This is a genomic window from Streptococcus oralis (genome assembly GCF_019334565.1).
Taxonomy (GTDB): Bacteria; Bacillota; Bacilli; order Lactobacillales; family Streptococcaceae; genus Streptococcus; species Streptococcus oralis_CR.
In genome coordinates this window covers 855,014-874,398 of the sequence record NZ_CP079724.1, presented here as the reverse complement: position 1 = coordinate 874,398, position 19,385 = coordinate 855,014, and the positions used below count along the sequence as shown (strand labels likewise).

Genomic DNA, 19,385 nt, shown 5'->3' with positions numbered 1-19,385 from the left:
TTCTTACATAAAATCCATAAAATTTGCCTTTTCATTCATTTTCTGATATAATGGGAAAATATTCGGAAAAGGAGACTAAAAATGAAGAAAAAAATACTAGCATGTTTGCTCATTTTATTTCCCATTTTCTCACTAGGTATGGCAAAAGCTGATACTGTTAAGATTGTGTCTGATACAGCTTACGCACCTTTTGAGTTTAAAGATTCAGATCAAACCTATAAAGGGATTGATGTTGATATTATCAATAAAGTCGCAGAAATCAAAGGATGGAACATCCAAATGTCTTATCCTGGCTTTGATGCAGCTGTAAATGCAGTGCAGTCAGGTCAAGCAGATGCTATTATGGCAGGTATGACAAAAACAAAAGAACGTGAAAATGTCTTTACCATGTCTGATACTTATTATGATACAAAAGTTGTCATTGCTACCACAAAGGCAAATAAAATCACCAAATATGAGGAACTTAGCGGGAAAACAGTTGGAGTTAAGAACGGAACTGCCGCTCAACGTTTCCTCGAAAGTATCAAAGATAAATACGGTTTTTCTATTAAAACCTTTGATACAGGTGATTTGATGAATAACAGTCTAAGTGCTGGTGCTGTAAATGCCATCATGGATGATAAACCTGTTATTGAGTATGCGATTAACCAAGGACAAGATCTCAGCATCAATATGGATGGTGAGGCTGTTGGAAGCTTTGCTTTTGGTGTCAAGAAAGGGAGCAAGTATGAACACTTGGTTACCGAGTTTAACGAAGCCCTAGCACAAATGAAAAAGGATGGTAGCTTGGAGCAAATCATCCAAAAATGGACCGCTTCTACAACTACGGCAAGCCCAACGACAACTACTGCTACTGGACAAAAAGCTACTCCAGTGAAAAGCAAGTACATTATTGCCAGCGACTCATCTTTCGCCCCATTCGTTTTTCAAAATTCAAGCAATCAATACACCGGTATTGATATGGACCTCATCAAGGCCATTGCCAAAGATCAAGGTTTTGAAATTGAAATTACCAACCCAGGATTTGACGCAGCAATCAGTGCTGTTCAAGCAGGACAAGCAGATGGTATCATTGCTGGTATGTCTGTAACAGATGCCCGTAAGGAAACCTTCGACTTCTCAGAATCATACTACACAGCAAATACGATTCTCGGTGTGAAAGAATCAAGCACGATAGCTTCTTATGAAGACCTCAAGGATAAAACTGTCGGTGTTAAAAACGGAACTGCTTCCCAAACATTCCTTACTGAAAATCAAAGCAAATACGGCTATAAGATTAAAACCTTCGCAGATGGCGCATCAATGTATGACAGTCTGAATACTGGAGCTATTGATGCTGTGATGGATGATGAGCCAGTTCTCAAATATTCTATCAGCCAAGGTCAAAAATTGAAAACGCCAATTGCTGGAACTCCAATCGGTGAAACAGCCTTTGCGGTTAAAAAAGGAACAAACCCTGAATTGATCCAGATGTTCAATAACGGACTTGCGAACCTCAAAGCTAACGGAGAATTCCAAAAGATTCTTGACAAGTATCTAGCTAGCGAATCTTCAACTGACTCTACAAGTACGGTTGACGAAACTACTATCTGGGGCTTGCTTCAAAACAACTACAAACAACTTCTTAGTGGACTTGGAATCACTCTTGCTCTTGCGCTTATTTCATTTGCAATTGCCATTGTCATCGGTATTATCTTTGGTATGTTTAGCGTTAGCCCATACAAATCTCTTCGTCTAATCTCTGAGATTTTCGTTGACGTTATCCGTGGTATTCCCTTGATGATTCTTGCTGCCTTCATTTTCTGGGGTATTCCAAACTTCATCGAGTCGATTACAGGCCAACAAAGTCCAATCAATGACTTTGTAGCTGGTACTATTGCCCTCTCACTCAATGCGGCAGCTTATATCGCTGAAATCGTTCGTGGTGGGATCCAAGCTGTTCCAGTTGGGCAAATGGAAGCCAGCCGCAGTCTTGGTATCTCTTATGGAAAAACCATGCGTAAGATTATCTTGCCACAAGCGACTAAATTGATGTTGCCAAACTTCGTCAACCAGTTCGTTATCGCTCTTAAAGATACAACCATCGTATCTGCTATCGGTCTGGTGGAGCTTTTCCAAACTGGTAAGATCATCATCGCCCGTAACTACCAAAGTTTCAAGATGTATGCAATCCTTGCTATCTTCTATCTTGTAATTATCACGCTTTTGACTAGACTAGCGAAACGCTTAGAAAAGAGGATTCGTTAATGGCAAAACTAAAAATTGATGTAAATGATTTGCATAAGTATTATGGAAAAAACGAAGTTTTAAAAGGCATTACTACTAAGTTCTATGAAGGAGATGTTGTCTGTATCATCGGTCCTTCTGGTTCTGGTAAATCCACTTTCCTCCGTAGCCTTAACCTTCTCGAGGAGGTAACGAGTGGCCACATCACAGTAAATGGTTATGATCTGACTGAAAAATCAACCAATGTCGACCATGTTCGTGAAAACGTGGGAATGGTCTTCCAACATTTCAACCTCTTCCCTCATATGTCCGTCCTAGAGAATATCACTTTTGCTCCTATTGAACACAAACGGATGACCAAAGAAGAAGCTGAAAAATTGGGGATGGAGTTGCTTGAAAAGGTAGGACTAGCAGATAAAGCTAATGCCAACCCAGATAGCCTTTCAGGTGGTCAGAAACAGCGTGTAGCTATCGCTCGTGGACTTGCCATGAATCCTGATATCATGCTCTTTGATGAGCCAACTTCTGCTCTTGACCCTGAAATGGTTGGAGATGTACTGAATGTTATGAAGGAATTGGCGGAGCAAGGCATGACCATGATCATCGTAACCCACGAGATGGGATTTGCACGTCAGGTAGCCAACCGTGTTATCTTTACGGCTGATGGTGAATTCCTGGAAGATGGAACTCCAGATCAAATCTTTGACAACCCGCAACACCCTCGTCTAAAAGAGTTCTTGGATAAGGTCTTAAATGTATAAAACAAAACTGTAAGGTTCTCCTTACAGTTTTTTAATTGCGTATTGGATTTTTTGTTTTTTTTGAAAATTATGATAAAATAAAAACTATGATAATGAGGAAATCTCATCCCTAGTCCAACTAGGAAAAAATATAGAAATTAGGTAGCTAGATGTCATCAAAGGTTATTGTTACAATTTTCGGTGCGAGTGGAGATTTAGCTAAACGCAAACTCTACCCTTCCCTTTTCAGACTCTATAAATCAGGCAATCTCTCTGAGCATTTTGCTGTTATCGGAACAGCTCGTAGACCTTGGAGTAAGGAATATTTTGAATCTGTAGTTGTCGAATCCATCCTTGATTTGGCAGATAGTACCGAGCAAGCCCAAGAATTTGCTAGCCACTTCTACTATCAAAGCCATGATGTGAACGATACGGAACATTACATTGCTTTGCGCCAATTACAAACTGAGCTGAATGAAAAATACCAAGCTGAACACAATAAGCTCTTCTTCTTGTCTATGGCACCTCAGTTCTTTGGAACTATTGCCAAGCACCTCAAATCTGAAAACATTGTTGATGGCAAAGGTTTTGAGCGCTTGATCGTTGAGAAACCATTTGGTACAGACTACGAAACAGCTAGCAAACTCAATGAAGATCTCCTTGCAGCCTTTGATGAGGAGCAAATCTACCGTATTGACCATTACCTAGGTAAAGAGATGATTCAGAGTATCTTTGCTGTTCGTTTTGCCAACATGATCTTTGAGAATGTTTGGAATCGCGAACACATCGATAATGTTCAGATTACCTTTGCGGAACGCTTGGGTGTAGAAGAACGCGGTGGCTACTATGATCAATCTGGTGCCCTTCGTGATATGGTGCAAAATCATACTCTTCAACTCCTCTCTCTTCTAGCCATGGACAAACCAGCTAGCTTTACAAAGGATGAGATTCGTGCTGAAAAGATAAAGGTCTTTAAAAACCTCTATCATCCAACTGAGGAAGAATTGAAGGAACAGTTTATCCGTGGTCAATATCGCTCTGGTAAAATCGATGGCATGAAATACATTTCCTATCGTAGCGAGCCAAACGTCGATCCTGAATCTACAACAGAAACTTTCGCATCTGGCGCCTTCTTTGTAGACAGCGATCGTTTCCGTGGTGTTCCCTTCTTCTTCCGTACAGGGAAACGTCTGACTGAAAAAGGGACTCATGTCAATATCGTCTTTAAGCAAATGGACTCTATCTTTGGAGAACCGTTAGCGCCAAATATCTTGACCATCTATATCCAACCAACTGAAGGCTTCTCTCTCAGCCTAAATGGGAAGCAAGTCGGTGAAGAATTTAACCTGGCGCCTAGCTCTCTGGATTACCGTACAGATGCAACTGCTACTGGAGCCTCACCAGATCCATACGAGAAATTAATCTACGATGTTTTGAACAACAACTCAACCAATTTTAGCCACTGGGATGAGGTAAGTGCTTCTTGGAAATTGATTGACCGTATCGAAGAGCTCTGGGCTGAAAACGGTGCACCACTCTACGATTATAAAGCTGGAAGCATGGGACCACAAGCTAGCTTTGACTTACTTGAGAAGTATGGAGCCAAATGGACCTGGCAACCAGATATCGCCTATCGAGAAGATGGCCGTTTAGAATAGCAATAATATCCTGCAAGATTGACTTGCAGGATATTTATTTTGTATTAAATCAAGCCTTCTAAGAGACCCTTCATAAAGTTTTCTGAGTTAAATTCCCCTATATCATCGATTTTTTCACCGAAACCAATCAATTTTACTGGGATATTGAGTTCTTCGCGGATAGCCAGAACAACACCACCTCGGGCAGTTCCGTCAATTTTTGTCAAAACAATTCCAGTCAATGGTGTTATCTTAGAAAATTCCTTAGCTTGCACCAAGGCATTCTGTCCAGTTGAAGCATCAAGGGCAAGGAAGGTTTCATGTGGCGCCTCTGGCACGACACGCTTGATGATGCGACCAATCTTTTCCAACTCAGCCATAAGGTTGTCCTTGTTTTGCAGACGACCTGCTGTATCAATCATGAGAATATCAATCCCTTCAGCTACAGCACGTTCCATCCCATCAAAGACCACACTAGCAGGGTCAGCCTTTTCTGGTCCCGTCACAACAGGAACATCCACACGTCGACCCCATTCAGCTAGCTGGGCCACAGCACCCGCACGGAAGGTATCTGCTGCAACCAGCATGACTTTCTTGCCAGCTTGATTGTAGCGATGAGCCAATTTCCCGATAGAAGTTGTCTTCCCAACACCATTAACACCAACAAAGAGCATGACGGTCAAACCATCTTGGAAGTGGATTTGTTCATCGTAGTTGCCATCCTTCTCATAAAGTTCAACCAATTTCTCGATAATAACACGACGAAGTGCGTCAGGCTTCTTAGCGTTTTCGAGTTTAGCTTCATAGCGTAGTTCTTCTGTTAAGTTTGAAGCGACCTGCACACCGACGTCGCTCATGATGAGCAGTTCTTCCAATTCCTCGAAGAATTCTTCATCGACAGAACGGAAGTTGGCAAAGAAGGCATTCAAACGAGCACCGAATCCTGTACGGGTTTTCTTGAGACTGCGGTCATATTTTTCCTGTACGGTTTCTTCAACCTGAGGAAGTTCTTCTTCTACTACTTCAGAAGCTAACCCTTCTTCGAACTCTACAGTTTCTTGGTTCTCTTCTTCTAGAATTTCTTCCGGCTCTTGGAATTGTTCCAATTCATCAGATTCTAGCTCAACCTCTTCCTGAGCAGTTTCTTCGACTGCTTCTGGTTCAATCACTTCTTCTGTTGAGACTTGAGGAATTTCTTCTTGAGCGGGTGTTTCTTCCACTTTGTCTCTTGCTGTCTCTTCCTGAGAAGTTTCTTCGACTGCCGTTTGGTTCTCTTCAACCTCTTCTGACAAATCAAGATTTTCCAGTGCTTCTTTTACAATATCTTCGATTTTCGGCTCTTCTTTTTTTCCGAATAGACGGTCAAATAATCCCATATTTTAGTTCTCCTTTAGCACGTATTCTTCGATAGCCCAGGCAACGGCTTCCTCGTCGTTGGTCATTGGGGTAATCACATTGGCAACTTCCTTAACTGCTGGAACAGCATTTTGCATAGCAACTCCCAGACCTGCCCATTCAATCATGGAAAGGTCATTGGCCTCGTCCCCACAAGCCATGACTTGACTTTGGTCGATTCCCAAGTGTTTAATTAATTTCGCTAAACCTGTTGCCTTGTGGACGTTTTTCGGCGACCATTCCAATAAGAGTTCACGCGATTTGAAGATTTCATATTGGTCAAACAATTCTGGAGAAATCTGTTGAATCGCTGCATCCAAAGGTTCTTGGGCAAAAGCAGTCACGCATTTATTATACGTCATCTGACTAGATAGATCTTCAAAAGCGACAGGTACGAAAGTCAGGGCTGGGTTGAACTTAGCATAGAGACTTTCTTGGTCTGACTGGATTTGATAGACGGTTCCTTCTGAAATAGCATCTAACGGTAATCCGAGTTTTTCAGTTTCCTCGTACAAGCGTGCCACATCGTCGATTGAAAAGACGGTTTTATCGAGAATCTCCCCTGTATTTTTCTGTACTAGACCACCATTAAAGGTGATGGTGTACTCATCCTCCTGACCATCAGTCCCTAGCTCATGGAGAAAGAAATCCATAGCCTTCAGAGGACGTCCCGTTGTCAGAACGACCTTGATGTCACGGTCACGCGCAGCTTTGAGGACCGCCTTGGTACGATCTGTCAGCTTTTTATCCGTTGTCAGCAAAGTACCGTCCAAATCCAGTGCAATCAATTTAATATCTGCCATTACAAACCCTCCATATAAGCCATCACTGATTGGTCCTTATGGTGGCCAATCACTGCTTCTGCTAATTCTAAAATTTCTGGTCGCGCATTTTCAGGAGCGATGGGGTGCCCCACTACCTGCATCATGTGAAGGTCATTGAGATTATCGCCAAAAGCCATAACCTGATCCATGGTCAGACCAAGTTTTTTTGCCAGCTCAACAATAGCTACACCCTTATCAACATAGTCCAAGACAATATCAATGGATTCAAAACCAGTTGTCATGGCTTTCACACCAGGAACATTTTCATTTACCCAGGCCTCACCAGCTTCTATCGTATCTTCTGTGAAGTTAGTGGTGAATTTAAAAATCTCATCCGTGATCTCTTCCAAACGTGCTATTTTTTGAATATTTTCATTGTAGTGACTACTTAACTTAAGATAAGTTTCATCCACTGTGTCCAAAACATAACAAGCTTTTTTCCCAGTCAGTAGCATTTTTCTTTCATCAAAATAGGGCGATTTCTTTAAAGCTTCAAAAGTGTTCAAGTAAAAGTCGCGAGGCATAGTAGCCTCATACATATCCTCACCATGAAACTCAACATAGCTCCCATTTTCAGCTATAAAAATCACTTCATCACGCACATCAGCAAACAACTTTTTCAGGGACAGGATACCACGACCTGAAGCCACTGCAAAATAAATCCCCTTTTCCTTGTAGGAAACAAGTACGTTTTTGAGGCGTTCCATATCAAACCGACCCTCTCCATCTAGAAAGGTTCCATCCATATCGGTTGCTACAAGTTTAATCATAAAATCCTTCATTCTCCAATTGATAAATCTACCTTCTATTATACCATAGATAAGCTAAAAAAGGACTTGTACAGTAGGATTGGCAACTGTATTGCCGTGCTTTTTCGGTAAAGTCGAAAAGGGCTTAAAAATTAGAATCGTAGAACTTTTTTCAGATAGTTTAAAAAGTTTGTATTCCCCTACCCTTTTCTCTATAATGGAGAGAAAGGAGATGACTATGACAGAAATAAAACATGAAATTGATGCTAACTTTGCAGGCCGACTCAATATCCTACGCGCAGGTGTTCTAGGAGCCAATGATGGAATTATTTCCATTGCTGGAGTCGTTATCGGTGTTGCCAGTGCGACAAGCAATATCTGGATTATCTTTTTATCAGGATTGGCCGCTATCCTTGCTGGTGCTTTTTCTATGGCAGGCGGCGAATATGTCTCTGTATCCACTCAGAAAGACACGGAAGAAGCCGCTGTTGCTAGAGAGCAATTACTCTTGGATAAAAACATCGAATCTGCAAAACAATCCCTCTATGCTGCTTACTTACAAAATGGTGAGTGTGAAACGTCAGCCCAACTCTTGACCAACAAGGCCTTTTTAAAGAATCCACTCAAAGCCTTGGTTGAGGAAAAATACGGTATCGAGTACGAAGAATTTACCAATCCTTGGCATGCTGCAATCTCTAGCTTTATCGCCTTTGTACTGGGAAGTCTTCCTCCCATGCTTTCGATCACTGTCTTTCCAAGTGATTATCGCATTCCTGCTACTGTTTTTATCGTTGCCCTTTCCCTTCTCGTCACTGGCTATACCAGTGCTAAACTAGGCAAGGCACCTACGAAAACTGCTATGATCCGTAACCTCTGTATCGGACTTCTCACCATGGGAGTGACTTACCTGTTTGGACAACTCTTCAGCATTTAAGATAAAGAAATACCTCGATGAATATCGAGGTATCTTTTTTTTACATTTGCACAATCTTGCGATAGCTTCTTGAGGTAATCATAAAGATTAAGACATAGACGATGAGGAAGATAGCACAGATGGATAAAGTGACAGTCAACATCATGGTCGCATCTAGCACCCCAATTACTTTTAGGATGAGGCTAAGCATATGATAGGCAAAGGCAAGGTGTAGGAAGGCAAAGAGCAATGGGAGGAAGAAAACAGTTAGGACCTGTTTATTGATGGTTTGCTTGATTTGCTTTTGATCGAGACCGACTTTTTGCAAAATGATAAAGCGTTCACGATCTTCATAGCCTTCAGAGATTTGTTTGTAGTAGATGACAAGAACCGTTCCCACCATAAAGATGATAGAGAGGAAGATACCGATGAAGAAAACTCCACCAAAGAGAGCACTCATCTGCGCACTACTATCAGCCAGATTGCTTCCGTAAACATAGCTTCCTTCTTTGTTTAGTTCTCTATTAAAGTTGTTAACGAATTTTGAATAGTCATCTGCAATTTTAAGCTGCTCTTCCTCACTAGCCGTTACATTCATACCACCATAGTATTGATTAAAGATGGAAGAATTAGGATGCTGGTCAAGAAAGGCTTTCAAGTCAGGAACAACCAAATAGTTATAATCCGAAGTTAGAATATTGTACTGATTTGGGACATGTTCAAGAATAAAATCTTTTTTGATTTCTTCTTTGATCGTGTAGGTCTGGTCATTCAGAGTCAGTTCTTTTTGACCTTGAAGTTGCTTGTTTTGAGCAAACAATCCAACTTCCTTACCTGAAAGTGCAAGTTTCTGTCCTGTCATATTCTCATAGTCTTTTTGGTCAAAGACCATAAAAATAGTTTTCGGTTGAACACGATTTTGACCTTTCTCAAAAATTGTCAATTTCGTACCTTCTTGATTTGCCACACCAAAGTTACTGTATGTAAGGACTTCTTTCTTTGTGACAGTCAATCCTTTTTCACTAGCATACTGGCTCAAGAGTTTTTCGATATCTTCTTTTTCAACATTCTGTCCTGTAATCCCAAAATCATGTGGATTCATGACCTTCTTGAAGTTTTCTGATGCCTTAAAGATACTTGTTGCAGCAGACATAGTCACTAAGACCATGGTTGAGAGAATAGCAATCGTCGCCAGACCAACCGCATTTTTCTTCATACGGAAAATGAGATTGGATACGGAAATCATGTTGTTGGGTTGGTAATAATAACGCTTGTTTTTCTTTAAGATTTGTAAGAAAACTGTAATCCCTGCATTGAAGAGAAGATAAGTTCCCAAAATTACTAACAAAACTGCTACGAAGAAAATCAGAACAGCAGAAAGTGGGTTTTCGACTGTTACTGCTAGATAGTAACCCGCTCCCAAACTAATCAGACCTAGAATGGTTTGGACACCTAAGAAACGTCCTTTTTTCTCACCACTGGCCTTCTCACGAGAGAGCTGAAGGGCATTCATGCGTGCAATACGAAAGGCATTGATAAAAATCAGACCTAGGAAGATAGCTCCAAAGACGATGAGAACTAGGATAAAGACAATTGGTTGGAAAGTCGAAACGAGCTCCACTTTCATCTTCATCAGCTTCAGAAGAAGGGCGAAGATTAGCTTATCAAAGAGAGCTCCTAGACCGAGACCAGCTGTCAAGGTTAAGGAACCAAAAATAAGAAGCTCCTTAAAAACCATACTGATCAAATGGCGCTTTTCGAGACCCAGCATACCATATACACCCAGCTCCTTGGAGCGGTTCTTCATGACAAAACTATTGGCATAAAGTACAATAATTCCAGAAGCGATGGTAACAACCACCATACCGAGGGCAAGCGTCATAGAGATAGTTTCTCCCCCTCGGATCTTGCCAATGTTAGGATTAAGCGACAGTGAGTAAAAGAGATAGGTGATGGTCACTGCTAAGAGAACAGCTAAAGCAAAGGGATAGTAGAGTTTGCGGTTTTTGATCAAGTTGGATACCGCTAACTTATTGGTTAATCGGAACATACTAATTCACCTCGCTTGCCATAACAGTCAAAGTATCAGAGATTTCTTGGAACATCTGACGCTCTGTCTTGTCTCCACGGTAGATTTGGTTGTAAAGAATGCCGTCTTTGATAAAGAGAACGCGCTTGGCCCTGCTGGCTGCTGCCGTTGAGTGAGTTACCATGAGAATGGTTTGGCCACGTTCATTGATTTCATCAAATACATCCAGAAGTGCTGCAGATGACTTGGAGTCAAGGGCTCCTGTTGGCTCATCGGCAAGGAGAATTTCAGGTTCTGTGATGATGGCGCGTGCTACTGCTACCCGTTGCTTTTGACCACCAGAAATCTCATAAGGGTACTTCTCTTGCAATTGGTTTATGCCCAAATTTTCAGCTGTTACCACCAATTTCTTCATCATCTCCGTGATGGGTTTTCGTGATAAAACTAGCGGAAGCAAGATATTGTCCTTAACAGATAAGGTATCTAGCAAGTTAAAGTCTTGGAAGACAAATCCCAACTTCTCACGACGGAAACTCGAAGCCTGTGAATTTTTAATAGTGGCTGTGTCGGTTCCATTCAGGTAAACCTGCCCACGAGTTGGTTTATCCAGCATAGCTAGAATGTTGAGCAGGGTTGACTTTCCTGAACCAGACTCTCCCATGATAGCCACGTAGTCACCCTTTTCCACGGTAAAGTGAATATCCTTGAGGGCCTCTACTTGGTTGCCTTGGAAACGTGTTTTGTAGATTTTTTGAACGTGTTTTACATCTAAAAGTGTCATGATTTTCTCCTTCTTAATATCCCATCATTTGAAACTGTGCTTGCATCATAGCGCATCCCAGTTGAACACGCTCGATATCTTTTTGACTTAGTTTTCTTGTTTTCTTTTGTAAAATTCTTTTCATGGTTTTGCTCCTTTGTTCTTTATGAGTCTAGTTTATCGCAAAAAAAAATTGCTTGCCATAACCTAACCTTACAAAAGAGACTTTAATCTTACATTTTTGTAAGATTGAAGAATATTTATGAAAATAGCTACTATAAAAAGCCATAGTATTGCTTGTTTTATCCTTAAAATAATAGTAAAATTAAACTATGAAAAGGCTTTCTTTGACGTCTTGTAAAAGAATTAGCTTTCTGATAATTATTTTTAAAAGTGCTAAACTATCATTCGTATCGCTGCTATAAGGAGGGAGGTTCAGCCCCTCTTTTTTAGAAAGAGGTTCCTATGAAACGTGTTTTTCTCTTTATCAGCAATCTTCTTTTAACTTTCTTTCTCATTGCCACTCTGTCCTTTTGGAAAGACTCTCTTCCACAAATCCTGTTCCCGGGTGCAGCAGTATTAAGTGGGCAAGCAGATTATTCTACCGTTAAAGAAGAATTAAATAGTCTTGCTAAAGAACATAATAGTCATATCGCAAGAACCATTTGGGAAGTAGATAGTGATGGAAAATCACAAACTTACTACGAAGTTTTTGGAGATGGGAAACTCCCAGACTGGATGCCTCCAGCAAGTCAAGAAAGCATTCACAAGAGCGATCTTCTCAACAACTACAATATTATCAGCGGATCCCTAACTAGTCAAGAATTGGCCACTCATCTGAAAGAACTTGGACTAGAAAAAGCGAATGCATTTGAAAATGACAGAGTATCCTTTGTACTTGCCCTCTTTACCCAACCTAATCAGCTTACCAGTATGTTAATCTTTTTGCTGACTTTCTTAGCTTTGATTGTTATTGGCCAAATTCAATCTCTCTCTCAGTCAGGGATTCGATTGATTTCTGGAGAACGACTGAGCCATCTCTTCTTTCGTTCTCTCGCAAGAGACGGACTTGATATCCTTCTTTTTGGTCTACCTGCTTTGCTGATAGCAAGTGTCTTGCTCGTTTCCCTAGGATATCCTTATGAAGTTCAGACTTTTCTAGGAATACTTTTTATTCTTTACAATAGCCTACTTCTCTTACTTAGTCTTCTAATTGCCTTTCTTTTTACCATTTCTTTAAAAAAAGTCCATCTCCTCTCTATCATCAAAGGAAAATTACCAATCAAGTCAATTCTACGCATTCTCTACTTTGGTCAGGTACTTGCCATTCTACTGGTTATTGTAGGATTTGGACGTATGTCTACTTACTATCATATACTTGAGAAAAATGAGGCTGGACAAGCTACTTGGGAACAACGCTCCAATGTTGTTACTCTTCAAACAGGGCGTTCCAGTCAGATGAAAAATTTAGATGAACTGCAGACAAATGCTGATAAATGGTTTGACTTTATTCAGCATGCTATAGATAATGAGAATGCCTTCCTTATTAAACATAATCTAGTTGAGCAAGCTCTTAAGCAAGCTATCTCAAATCATAATGAAACTGAAAATAACCCTTATGGTGTGGAAGGAAAAAATATTCTCTATGTAACACCTAACTACTTCAAAAAAGAAGGTATAAAGTTAACATCAGAAACCTTTCAAAAAATCAACACCCTCAAAGATGGACAGATCCTTGCCATACTCCCAGAAGAACTACAAAAAAATGAAAAAGATATAAAAGCAAACTTGCAACAAGAGTTAACCAACCGATTATACAGTAGCAAGTCTAATCAAACTGTCGAAATTAGTATAGCTTATACCAATAAAAATAATGATGTATTTCTCTATAATACCACCCATATCGCTTATGATCAATGGTTATCAAATCCCATCTTTCTTGTGCTTTCTCCTAAAGCACTTGGTAAGGCTTCCTCCATCTTCTGGTTTACAAATCTAGAATATCTCTATTTTACAGACCTCCACCAGACACAAGAACTTTTAAAACACTATCAACTTGATCAAATGGTCTCAGGGCTATCGTCTGCTAGGGAAACCTATCTCCAGTTAAATCAAAAAATTAAAATCGAAATTTTTAGTAACTTAGCGAGTGCTATGTTTGCTATTTTGACTTCAATTTTGCTGTTTACAAGTTTAAATCTGCTCTATTTTGAAGCCTTTCGCAAAACCATATTCTTGAAAAAAATAGCAGGCTATTATTTCTTTGAATTACACAGTAGATATATCACTTCTCAAATAGCAGCTCTCTTTCTCGGAAGTGGTCTAGCTTTCATTATTTCTAAGAATATCTGGATTACCCTAATCCTATTTTTCAGCTTTTCAAGTTTAGCCGTTCTTCTATTGAAAATCTGTGATAAGAAGGAAAGTAAAACCTATGCTAGCATCATCAAAGGAGGATAGTATGATTGAATTACAACATATTTGGAAACAATTTGGTTCTCGTATTATTTTTTCAGACTTGAATCTGAATTTTCAAAGTGGTATGGTATATGCTTTGATAGGAGACAGTGGTTGTGGAAAAACCACTTTGCTCAATATGCTTGCAAAACTAGAGACTTTCGACAAAGGAGAAATCATTTATAAAGGAAAGTCTTTGACTTCTCTAAAAAATGAGGAATTCTATCGTAACGAGCTAGGTTATCTCTTCCAGAACTTCGGACTATTAGAAAGTCAGACCATTCGAGAAAACCTTGAGCTGGGACTGATTGGCAAAAAACAGAACAAGAAACAAGAAAAAGAGAGACTTCTTCTTCAAGCACTACAAGCTGTCAGACTAGATTATCTAAGTCTCAACCAAAAAATCTATGAATTATCTGGTGGTGAAGCTCAACGCGTAGCGCTTGCTAAGATTATCCTGAAAAATCCTCCTTTAGTTTTAGCTGATGAGCCTACCGCCTCGCTAGATCCAAAAAATTCCAAGGAAATTATGGAAATTCTCCTTGAACTTCGTAATGCTAATAGAACAATTATCATCGCAACTCACAATCCTAGTATTTGGAAAATGGCTGATCAGGTAATTCATCTCTCTCAAGATGGAAAAGAATATACTTAAATATCAAAATCCCTTGTGGCTAAATAACCACAAGGGATTTTCAGTCATTTATGCTGCTTCTTTTAAGTAACATAGTGCAAATAATAAATTTTCCCTGTTAAATCTCACCAAAACCAGCCATCATTGTCTTCAATGGCTTGGGCTTCCTTACGTTTGCGTGGTCCTGTTCCGTACATTTCGGCTTCGATTTCTTCCTTAGTTGGCAGGATAGAGGCGAGGATGATGTAAATAATCACACCAATTCCAAAATTTGCTACGGTAAAAATGGCGAAGAGAAAGCGGACTAGGGTTACATCAAAATTCCACTTGTCTGATAGCCCAGCTAAAACTCCTGACACCATACGATTTCGTCTCATTTTATAAAATTTTGTATTCATGATTGTTTCCTCTTTCGGTATTCTTACAAGTAGTATAGCATGAAACAGGTTCACAAACATCAGTCCTTAGGCCGATTTAAGATGACGAGTTTGCCACGGCAGACGCCACAGCGATAGCGTTTTGTATCAATCCTACGCTTGCGCTGATAAGTTTGCTGACAGGATTGACACCGATAAACTAGGTAGGTACTTTGGTCTTTCAGAGGGGGGACAAAGCGTAGCCCATCCACTTCTTTCAAAAGTTCTTTAAAATCTCGGTCCTTATGTCGATATCCTTTTTTCTGAAAATAAAGGTGATAGTGACAGAGTTCATGGCGCACGATTTTCCGAAAAACTTCCAAACCAAGTTCATTATAGACCTTGGGATTAAAATCCAAATGCCCATCCTTAGGGAAAAATCGCCCACCTGTCGTTCGCAGACGAGAATTCCACTGGGCTTGGTGTATAAAAGGTCTACCAAAGTCTTCGAGGGAAACAGACTGAACGTACTCAGTTAGTTTCATCTGGAGCTAAGAGCGACAGATTAACTTTTTCACGTTCAGTATCGATTTTCTTGACCCAAACCGTTACCAAATCTCCAACAGACACCACTTGACTAGGATGTTTGATAAATTTGCGACTCATGTGGGAAATATGGATCAAGCCATCCTCGTGAATCCCAATATCAACGAATGCACCGAAATCAACAACATTACGCACCACACCTTCTAGCTTCTGGCCGACTTTTAAGTCCTTGATATCCAGTACATCTTGACGGAGAACAGGTGCATCAAAAGAATCACGGAAATCTCGACCTGGTTTGAGAAGGTCGGAAATGATATCTTTAAGGGTTTCTGGGCCAAGATCTAGTTCTTGCGCCATCTCCTTGACTGAAAGGGATTTAAGCTTATTTTGTGCTTCTTCATTCAAGTCCTTGATATCCAAGCGTTTGAAAAGCTCTTTGACGGCAGCATAATTTTCTGGGTGAACTCCTGTATTATCAAGTATATTGCTACTTTCCGGGATACGGAGGAAACCGGCAGCCTGTTCAAAGGCTTTGGCACCGAGGCGAGGAACCTTTTTGATTTGGGCGCGCGAAGTGATTTTTCCTTCTTCTTCACGGTATTTTACGATATTTTCAGAGATAGTTTTATTGAGTCCAGCTACATGGGAGAGAAGTGCTGGGCTGGCTGTATTGACATTGACACCGACTTGGTTGACTACGGTATCGACGACAAAGTCCAGACTTTCAGACAGCTTCTTCTGACTGACATCGTGCTGGTATTGACCAACACCGATTGACTTGGGATCGATTTTGACCAATTCAGCAAGGGGATCTTGCAAACGACGAGCGATCGAGATAGCCGATCGTTTTTCAACGGTTAATTCTGGAAACTCCTGACGAGCAAGTTCACTAGCAGAGTAGACAGAAGCGCCACTTTCATTGACAATAACATAGCTGACCTCAGGAAAATCTCTCAGAACTTCCGCTACAAAGGCTTCACTTTCACGGCTTGCAGTACCATTTCCGATGGCAATAATTTCCACGCCATACTGACCGATCAAGTCGGCTAAGTCTCGCTTGGCTTCTTCAATCTGACGAGCTGAGGCTGGTTTAACGGGATAAATGACTTGAGTCGTCAGCATTTTCCCTGTTGCATCTACGACAGCAAGCTTGGCACCTGTACGAAAAGCAGGGTCAAATCCTAGAACCACGCGCCCTTTCAGCGGAGCAACCAAGAGGAGATTGCGCAGGTTGTCAGAAAAGAGTTGGATAGCTCCTTCTTCTGCCTTCTCAGTTAATTCTGTCCGAATACGGCGCTCGATAGCAGGCAAGACTTTTTTCTTAACAGATTGCTGGACAACTTCATCTATATAGGCATTTTTCACCTTGAAACGAGCAGCAAAGAAAGATAGAATACGGTCCGTCGCATGTTCAAAACCAACCTTCAAAATACCTAATTTTTCCCCACGGTTGAGCGCCAAGGTACGATAACCCTGCATATTGCCAACAGTCTCTGAGAATTCGTAATAAATCTGAAAAACTTGTTTTTCATCAAGACTCTCATCCTTGACCTGCGAAGTGATTTTAGAGTGTCTCAACACTTCCTGATAGGTCATAGCACGTAGATTGACATCTTCGGATAAGGCTTCGACCAAAATATCAACCGCACCAGCCAAGGCTTCTTGACCAGTCGCAAATCCTTCACAGACAAACTTCTCAGCTTCTTTCTCCAAGTCAGCTACATCCTGCAAAATCAAGCGAGCAAGAGGAAAGAGTCCAGCTTCACGGGCAATAGTTGCCTTGGTTCGACGTTTTTCCTTATAAGGAAGATAGAGTTCTTCAACGTCTGCTAATTTTTCAGCTGCCAAAATAGCTTCTTCCAATTCCTTGGTTAATTTGCCTTGTTCTTGAATCTTAGCTAAGACAGCTTCTTTACGGTCGTTGAGATTTGTCAGACTTTTATCCAAGTCGATAATGGCCTTAATCGCCACCTCATCCAGACTACCAGTCATGTCCTTGCGATAACGTGCGATGAAGGGAATTGTCGCCCCTTCTGCCGTCAGACTTAGAACAGTATCGATTTGCTTTAAGGTTACACCCAAATCCTGGGAGATTTTTTCATATTTTTTATCCATAAACCTATTATACCATAAGGAACATCCCTTGTTTCGTCCTACCCTTTTTTACCTCTTTGATTATCAAAATAATCCCTTTTCCACAAAATAATAGTATAATAGAGGTAGAATGTAGAAAAGAGGTACACCCATGGCTGTTAAATTTACAAAAACGGATGACTTGGACAAGATGTTTGAAGAATTTGCCAAACTTCCTGACTTAACACAAGTCACTTTCCCAGATGACAAAGACAAAAAAGAAAAAGTTGAGAAGAAAAATAGATGACGATTTTCCAATCTCTTCCTCCTAGCATCTTACAAGCGGGGGCTATTTTTCTCTCCATCATGATTGAAGCCCTTCCTTTTGTCCTGATTGGGAGTCTTATTTCGGGATTGATTGAGGTCTATATCACACCTGATAAAGTTTATGAGTTTCTTCCTCGCAATCGTTGGGGGAGGATCTTTTTTGGTACCTTCATTGGCTTTCTCTTTCCATCCTGCGAATGTGGAATCGTTCCAATTATTAATCGTTTTTTGGAAAAGAAAGTGCCCAGCTACACGGCCGTTCCCTTTCTGGTGACTGCTCCCATCATCAATCCTATCGTTCTTTTCGCTACTTATTCTGCCTTTGGCAATTCAATAAAACTTGCCTTCTTGCGAGCGCTGGGAGCTATTGTGATTGCTTTGATGCTTGGAATTTTCCTAGGATTTTTCTGGAAGGAACCCATTCAGAAAGAGAATCATATCGCTTGCCATGAACATGACTTGTCACACTTGAGTCCTGCTAGAAAGGTCTTTCAGGTCTTTATACAGGCTATTGATGAGTTTTTCGATATGGGGCGTTACTTGGTCTTTGGTTGTCTCTTTGCAGCCATCGTGCAGGTCTATGTCCCGACTCGGATTCTGACCTCTATCAGCGCAAGTCCAGTCCTTGCGATTCTCTTACTCATGTTTCTAGCCTTTCTCCTCTCTCTTTGTAGCGAGGCGGACGCCTTTATCGGCGCTTCTCTCCTCTCGAGCTTCGGCCTAGCGCCAGTCCTTGCCTTTCTGGTCATTGGCCCCATGCTTGATATCAAAAATCTCCTCATGATGAAACACTATCTCAAAGCGCGCTTCATCTTGCAATTCATGGGTATCGTGACAGTGCTTGTCTTGCTTTATTCTTACATGATAGGAGTGATGCTATGATCCGATTTTTCATTTTACTGGGTTATTTTGCCCTAACTCTGTATCTGCAGCTATCTGGCAAGCTCAGTCACTACATCAACCTCCACTATTCCTATCTAGTCTATATCTCCATGATCCTTTCTCTTCTGTTGGCTCTGGTCCAATTCTATATCTGGATCAAGAAAATCAACTTTCACAGTCATTTGGAAAGCCGTCGAGCTAGACGAATCAGCATCCTGTTACTGTCACTACCTCTGTTTATTGGAGTTGCCTTTCCGACAGTAAGTTTGGACTCGAGAACCGTATCTGCTAAGGGATATCATTTCCCACTTGCTGAGGGAATCAACACAGCCATTCAGGCAAGCGATGGAACATCCAGTCAATACCTCAAACCCGATACCAGTACCTATTTTTCCAAATCTGCTTATGAAAAGGAAATGAGGTCTACAGCTGATAAATACCTCACCCAACCAACCATTCAAATTACAGACGATAACTATATGGAGGTCATGGAAGTTCTCTATGACTATCCTCAAGAGTTTGAAGGAAAGAAAATCGAGTTTACAGGCTTCGTCTATAACGATCCTAGCCATGAAGATAGCCAATTCCTCTTTCGCTTTGGGATCATCCACTGTATCGCAGACTCTGGTGTATATGGACTCCTAACTAAGGGAAACTCACGCCAGTATCCTGACAATACCTGGATCACCGCTAGAGGAACCCTGACCCTCCACTATCATAAAGAACTCAAACAAAAACTCCCAACACTAGAGGTTGAGAGTTTCACAAAAGTAGATAAACCAGAAAATCCTTATGTCTATCGCGTGTTTCAATAAAAAAGTAGCCTGACAAGGCTAC

The 19,385-nt window shown here is 40.8% G+C and carries 17 protein-coding genes; 9 read left to right on the top strand and 8 right to left on the bottom strand.

Translation table 11 applies throughout. The annotated features are described in order from the left end of the window. Positions 1 to 81: 81 nt before the first annotated feature. The 3 genes from KX728_RS04355 (at position 82) to zwf (ending at position 4,624) form a co-directional block, all read left to right on the top strand. Positions 82 to 2,247, top strand: a complete 2,166-nt coding sequence (locus KX728_RS04355; RefSeq protein ID WP_215804712.1) for an ABC transporter substrate-binding protein/permease — start codon at positions 82 to 84, stop codon at positions 2,245 to 2,247. Then, a complete protein-coding gene (locus tag KX728_RS04350) occupies positions 2,247 to 2,987 on the top strand; it encodes an amino acid ABC transporter ATP-binding protein (RefSeq protein ID WP_001096337.1) in 741 nt (246 codons plus the stop codon). Before KX728_RS04355 ends, KX728_RS04350 begins: the two co-directional genes overlap by 1 nt. Positions 2,988 to 3,136: 149 nt before the next feature. After that, a complete protein-coding gene (zwf, locus tag KX728_RS04345; protein WP_042902209.1) occupies positions 3,137 to 4,624 on the top strand; it encodes a glucose-6-phosphate dehydrogenase in 1,488 nt (495 codons plus the stop codon). A gap of 44 nt (positions 4,625 to 4,668) precedes the next feature. On the opposite strand, the gene ftsY is transcribed toward zwf, so the two are convergent. From ftsY to KX728_RS04330, 3 genes are read right to left on the bottom strand one after another with little or no spacing between them, the layout of a single operon-like run. Further along, complete coding sequence (ftsY, locus tag KX728_RS04340; protein WP_042902208.1) at positions 4,669 to 5,979, bottom strand: signal recognition particle-docking protein FtsY; 1,311 nt, start codon at positions 5,977 to 5,979, stop codon at positions 4,669 to 4,671. A 3-nt stretch (positions 5,980 to 5,982) separates the two neighbouring features. Then, complete coding sequence (locus KX728_RS04335; protein WP_000763413.1) at positions 5,983 to 6,801, bottom strand: Cof-type HAD-IIB family hydrolase; 819 nt, start codon at positions 6,799 to 6,801, stop codon at positions 5,983 to 5,985. Next, positions 6,801 to 7,592, bottom strand: coding sequence for a Cof-type HAD-IIB family hydrolase (locus KX728_RS04330; protein ID WP_042902584.1), 792 nt, complete (start codon positions 7,590 to 7,592; stop codon positions 6,801 to 6,803). The genes KX728_RS04335 and KX728_RS04330 overlap by 1 nt, the downstream gene beginning before the upstream one ends. Positions 7,593 to 7,809: 217 nt before the next feature. On the opposite strand from KX728_RS04330, the gene KX728_RS04325 reads away from it, so the two are divergent. After that, the gene (locus KX728_RS04325; protein WP_042902207.1) at positions 7,810 to 8,505 is read left to right on the top strand and encodes a VIT1/CCC1 transporter family protein; all 696 of its coding nucleotides are present in this window, start codon (positions 7,810 to 7,812) and stop codon (positions 8,503 to 8,505) included. A gap of 40 nt (positions 8,506 to 8,545) precedes the next feature. On the opposite strand, the gene KX728_RS04320 is transcribed toward KX728_RS04325, so the two are convergent. Both KX728_RS04320 and KX728_RS04315 read right to left on the bottom strand, forming a co-directional pair. After that, a complete protein-coding gene (locus KX728_RS04320) occupies positions 8,546 to 10,534 on the bottom strand; it encodes an FtsX-like permease family protein (protein ID WP_000489345.1) in 1,989 nt (662 codons plus the stop codon). A 1-nt stretch (position 10,535) separates the two neighbouring features. Beyond that, positions 10,536 to 11,294, bottom strand: a complete 759-nt coding sequence (locus KX728_RS04315; RefSeq protein ID WP_000173369.1) for an ABC transporter ATP-binding protein — start codon at positions 11,292 to 11,294, stop codon at positions 10,536 to 10,538. Positions 11,295 to 11,738: 444 nt separating this feature from the next. On the opposite strand from KX728_RS04315, the gene KX728_RS04310 reads away from it, so the two are divergent. Then, positions 11,739 to 13,733 (top strand): DUF1430 domain-containing protein, encoded by a 1,995-nt coding sequence (locus KX728_RS04310; RefSeq protein WP_215804713.1) that lies wholly within the window; start codon positions 11,739 to 11,741, stop codon positions 13,731 to 13,733. 1 nt (position 13,734) lies between these two features. Beyond that, a complete protein-coding gene (locus tag KX728_RS04305; RefSeq protein WP_042902206.1) occupies positions 13,735 to 14,385 on the top strand; it encodes an ABC transporter ATP-binding protein in 651 nt (216 codons plus the stop codon). A 104-nt stretch (positions 14,386 to 14,489) separates the two neighbouring features. Here KX728_RS04305 and KX728_RS04300 read toward each other — a convergent pair whose 3' ends face one another. From KX728_RS04300 to KX728_RS04290, 3 genes are read right to left on the bottom strand one after another with little or no spacing between them, the layout of a single operon-like run. Beyond that, entirely contained in the window at positions 14,490 to 14,762 is a 273-nt protein-coding gene (locus KX728_RS04300; protein WP_001092797.1) for a PspC domain-containing protein, read from the bottom strand. Between the two features lie 59 nt (positions 14,763 to 14,821). Then, a complete protein-coding gene (locus tag KX728_RS04295) occupies positions 14,822 to 15,265 on the bottom strand; it encodes a SprT family protein (protein WP_215804714.1) in 444 nt (147 codons plus the stop codon). Beyond that, a complete protein-coding gene (locus KX728_RS04290) occupies positions 15,252 to 17,381 on the bottom strand; it encodes a Tex family protein (protein ID WP_215804715.1) in 2,130 nt (709 codons plus the stop codon). The genes KX728_RS04295 and KX728_RS04290 overlap by 14 nt, the downstream gene beginning before the upstream one ends. A 130-nt stretch (positions 17,382 to 17,511) precedes the next feature. Between KX728_RS04290 and KX728_RS09335 the strand changes: the two genes are divergently transcribed. From KX728_RS09335 to KX728_RS04280, 3 genes are read left to right on the top strand one after another with little or no spacing between them, the layout of a single operon-like run. Next, positions 17,512 to 17,646 (top strand): SPJ_0845 family protein, encoded by a 135-nt coding sequence (locus KX728_RS09335; protein WP_084948684.1) that lies wholly within the window; start codon positions 17,512 to 17,514, stop codon positions 17,644 to 17,646. Then, positions 17,643 to 18,548 (top strand): permease, encoded by a 906-nt coding sequence (locus KX728_RS04285; protein ID WP_215804716.1) that lies wholly within the window; start codon positions 17,643 to 17,645, stop codon positions 18,546 to 18,548. The genes KX728_RS09335 and KX728_RS04285 overlap by 4 nt, the downstream gene beginning before the upstream one ends. After that, the gene (locus tag KX728_RS04280) at positions 18,545 to 19,363 is read left to right on the top strand and encodes a TIGR03943 family putative permease subunit (protein ID WP_125328420.1); all 819 of its coding nucleotides are present in this window, start codon (positions 18,545 to 18,547) and stop codon (positions 19,361 to 19,363) included. The genes KX728_RS04285 and KX728_RS04280 overlap by 4 nt, the downstream gene beginning before the upstream one ends. Positions 19,364 to 19,385 lie beyond the last annotated feature (22 nt).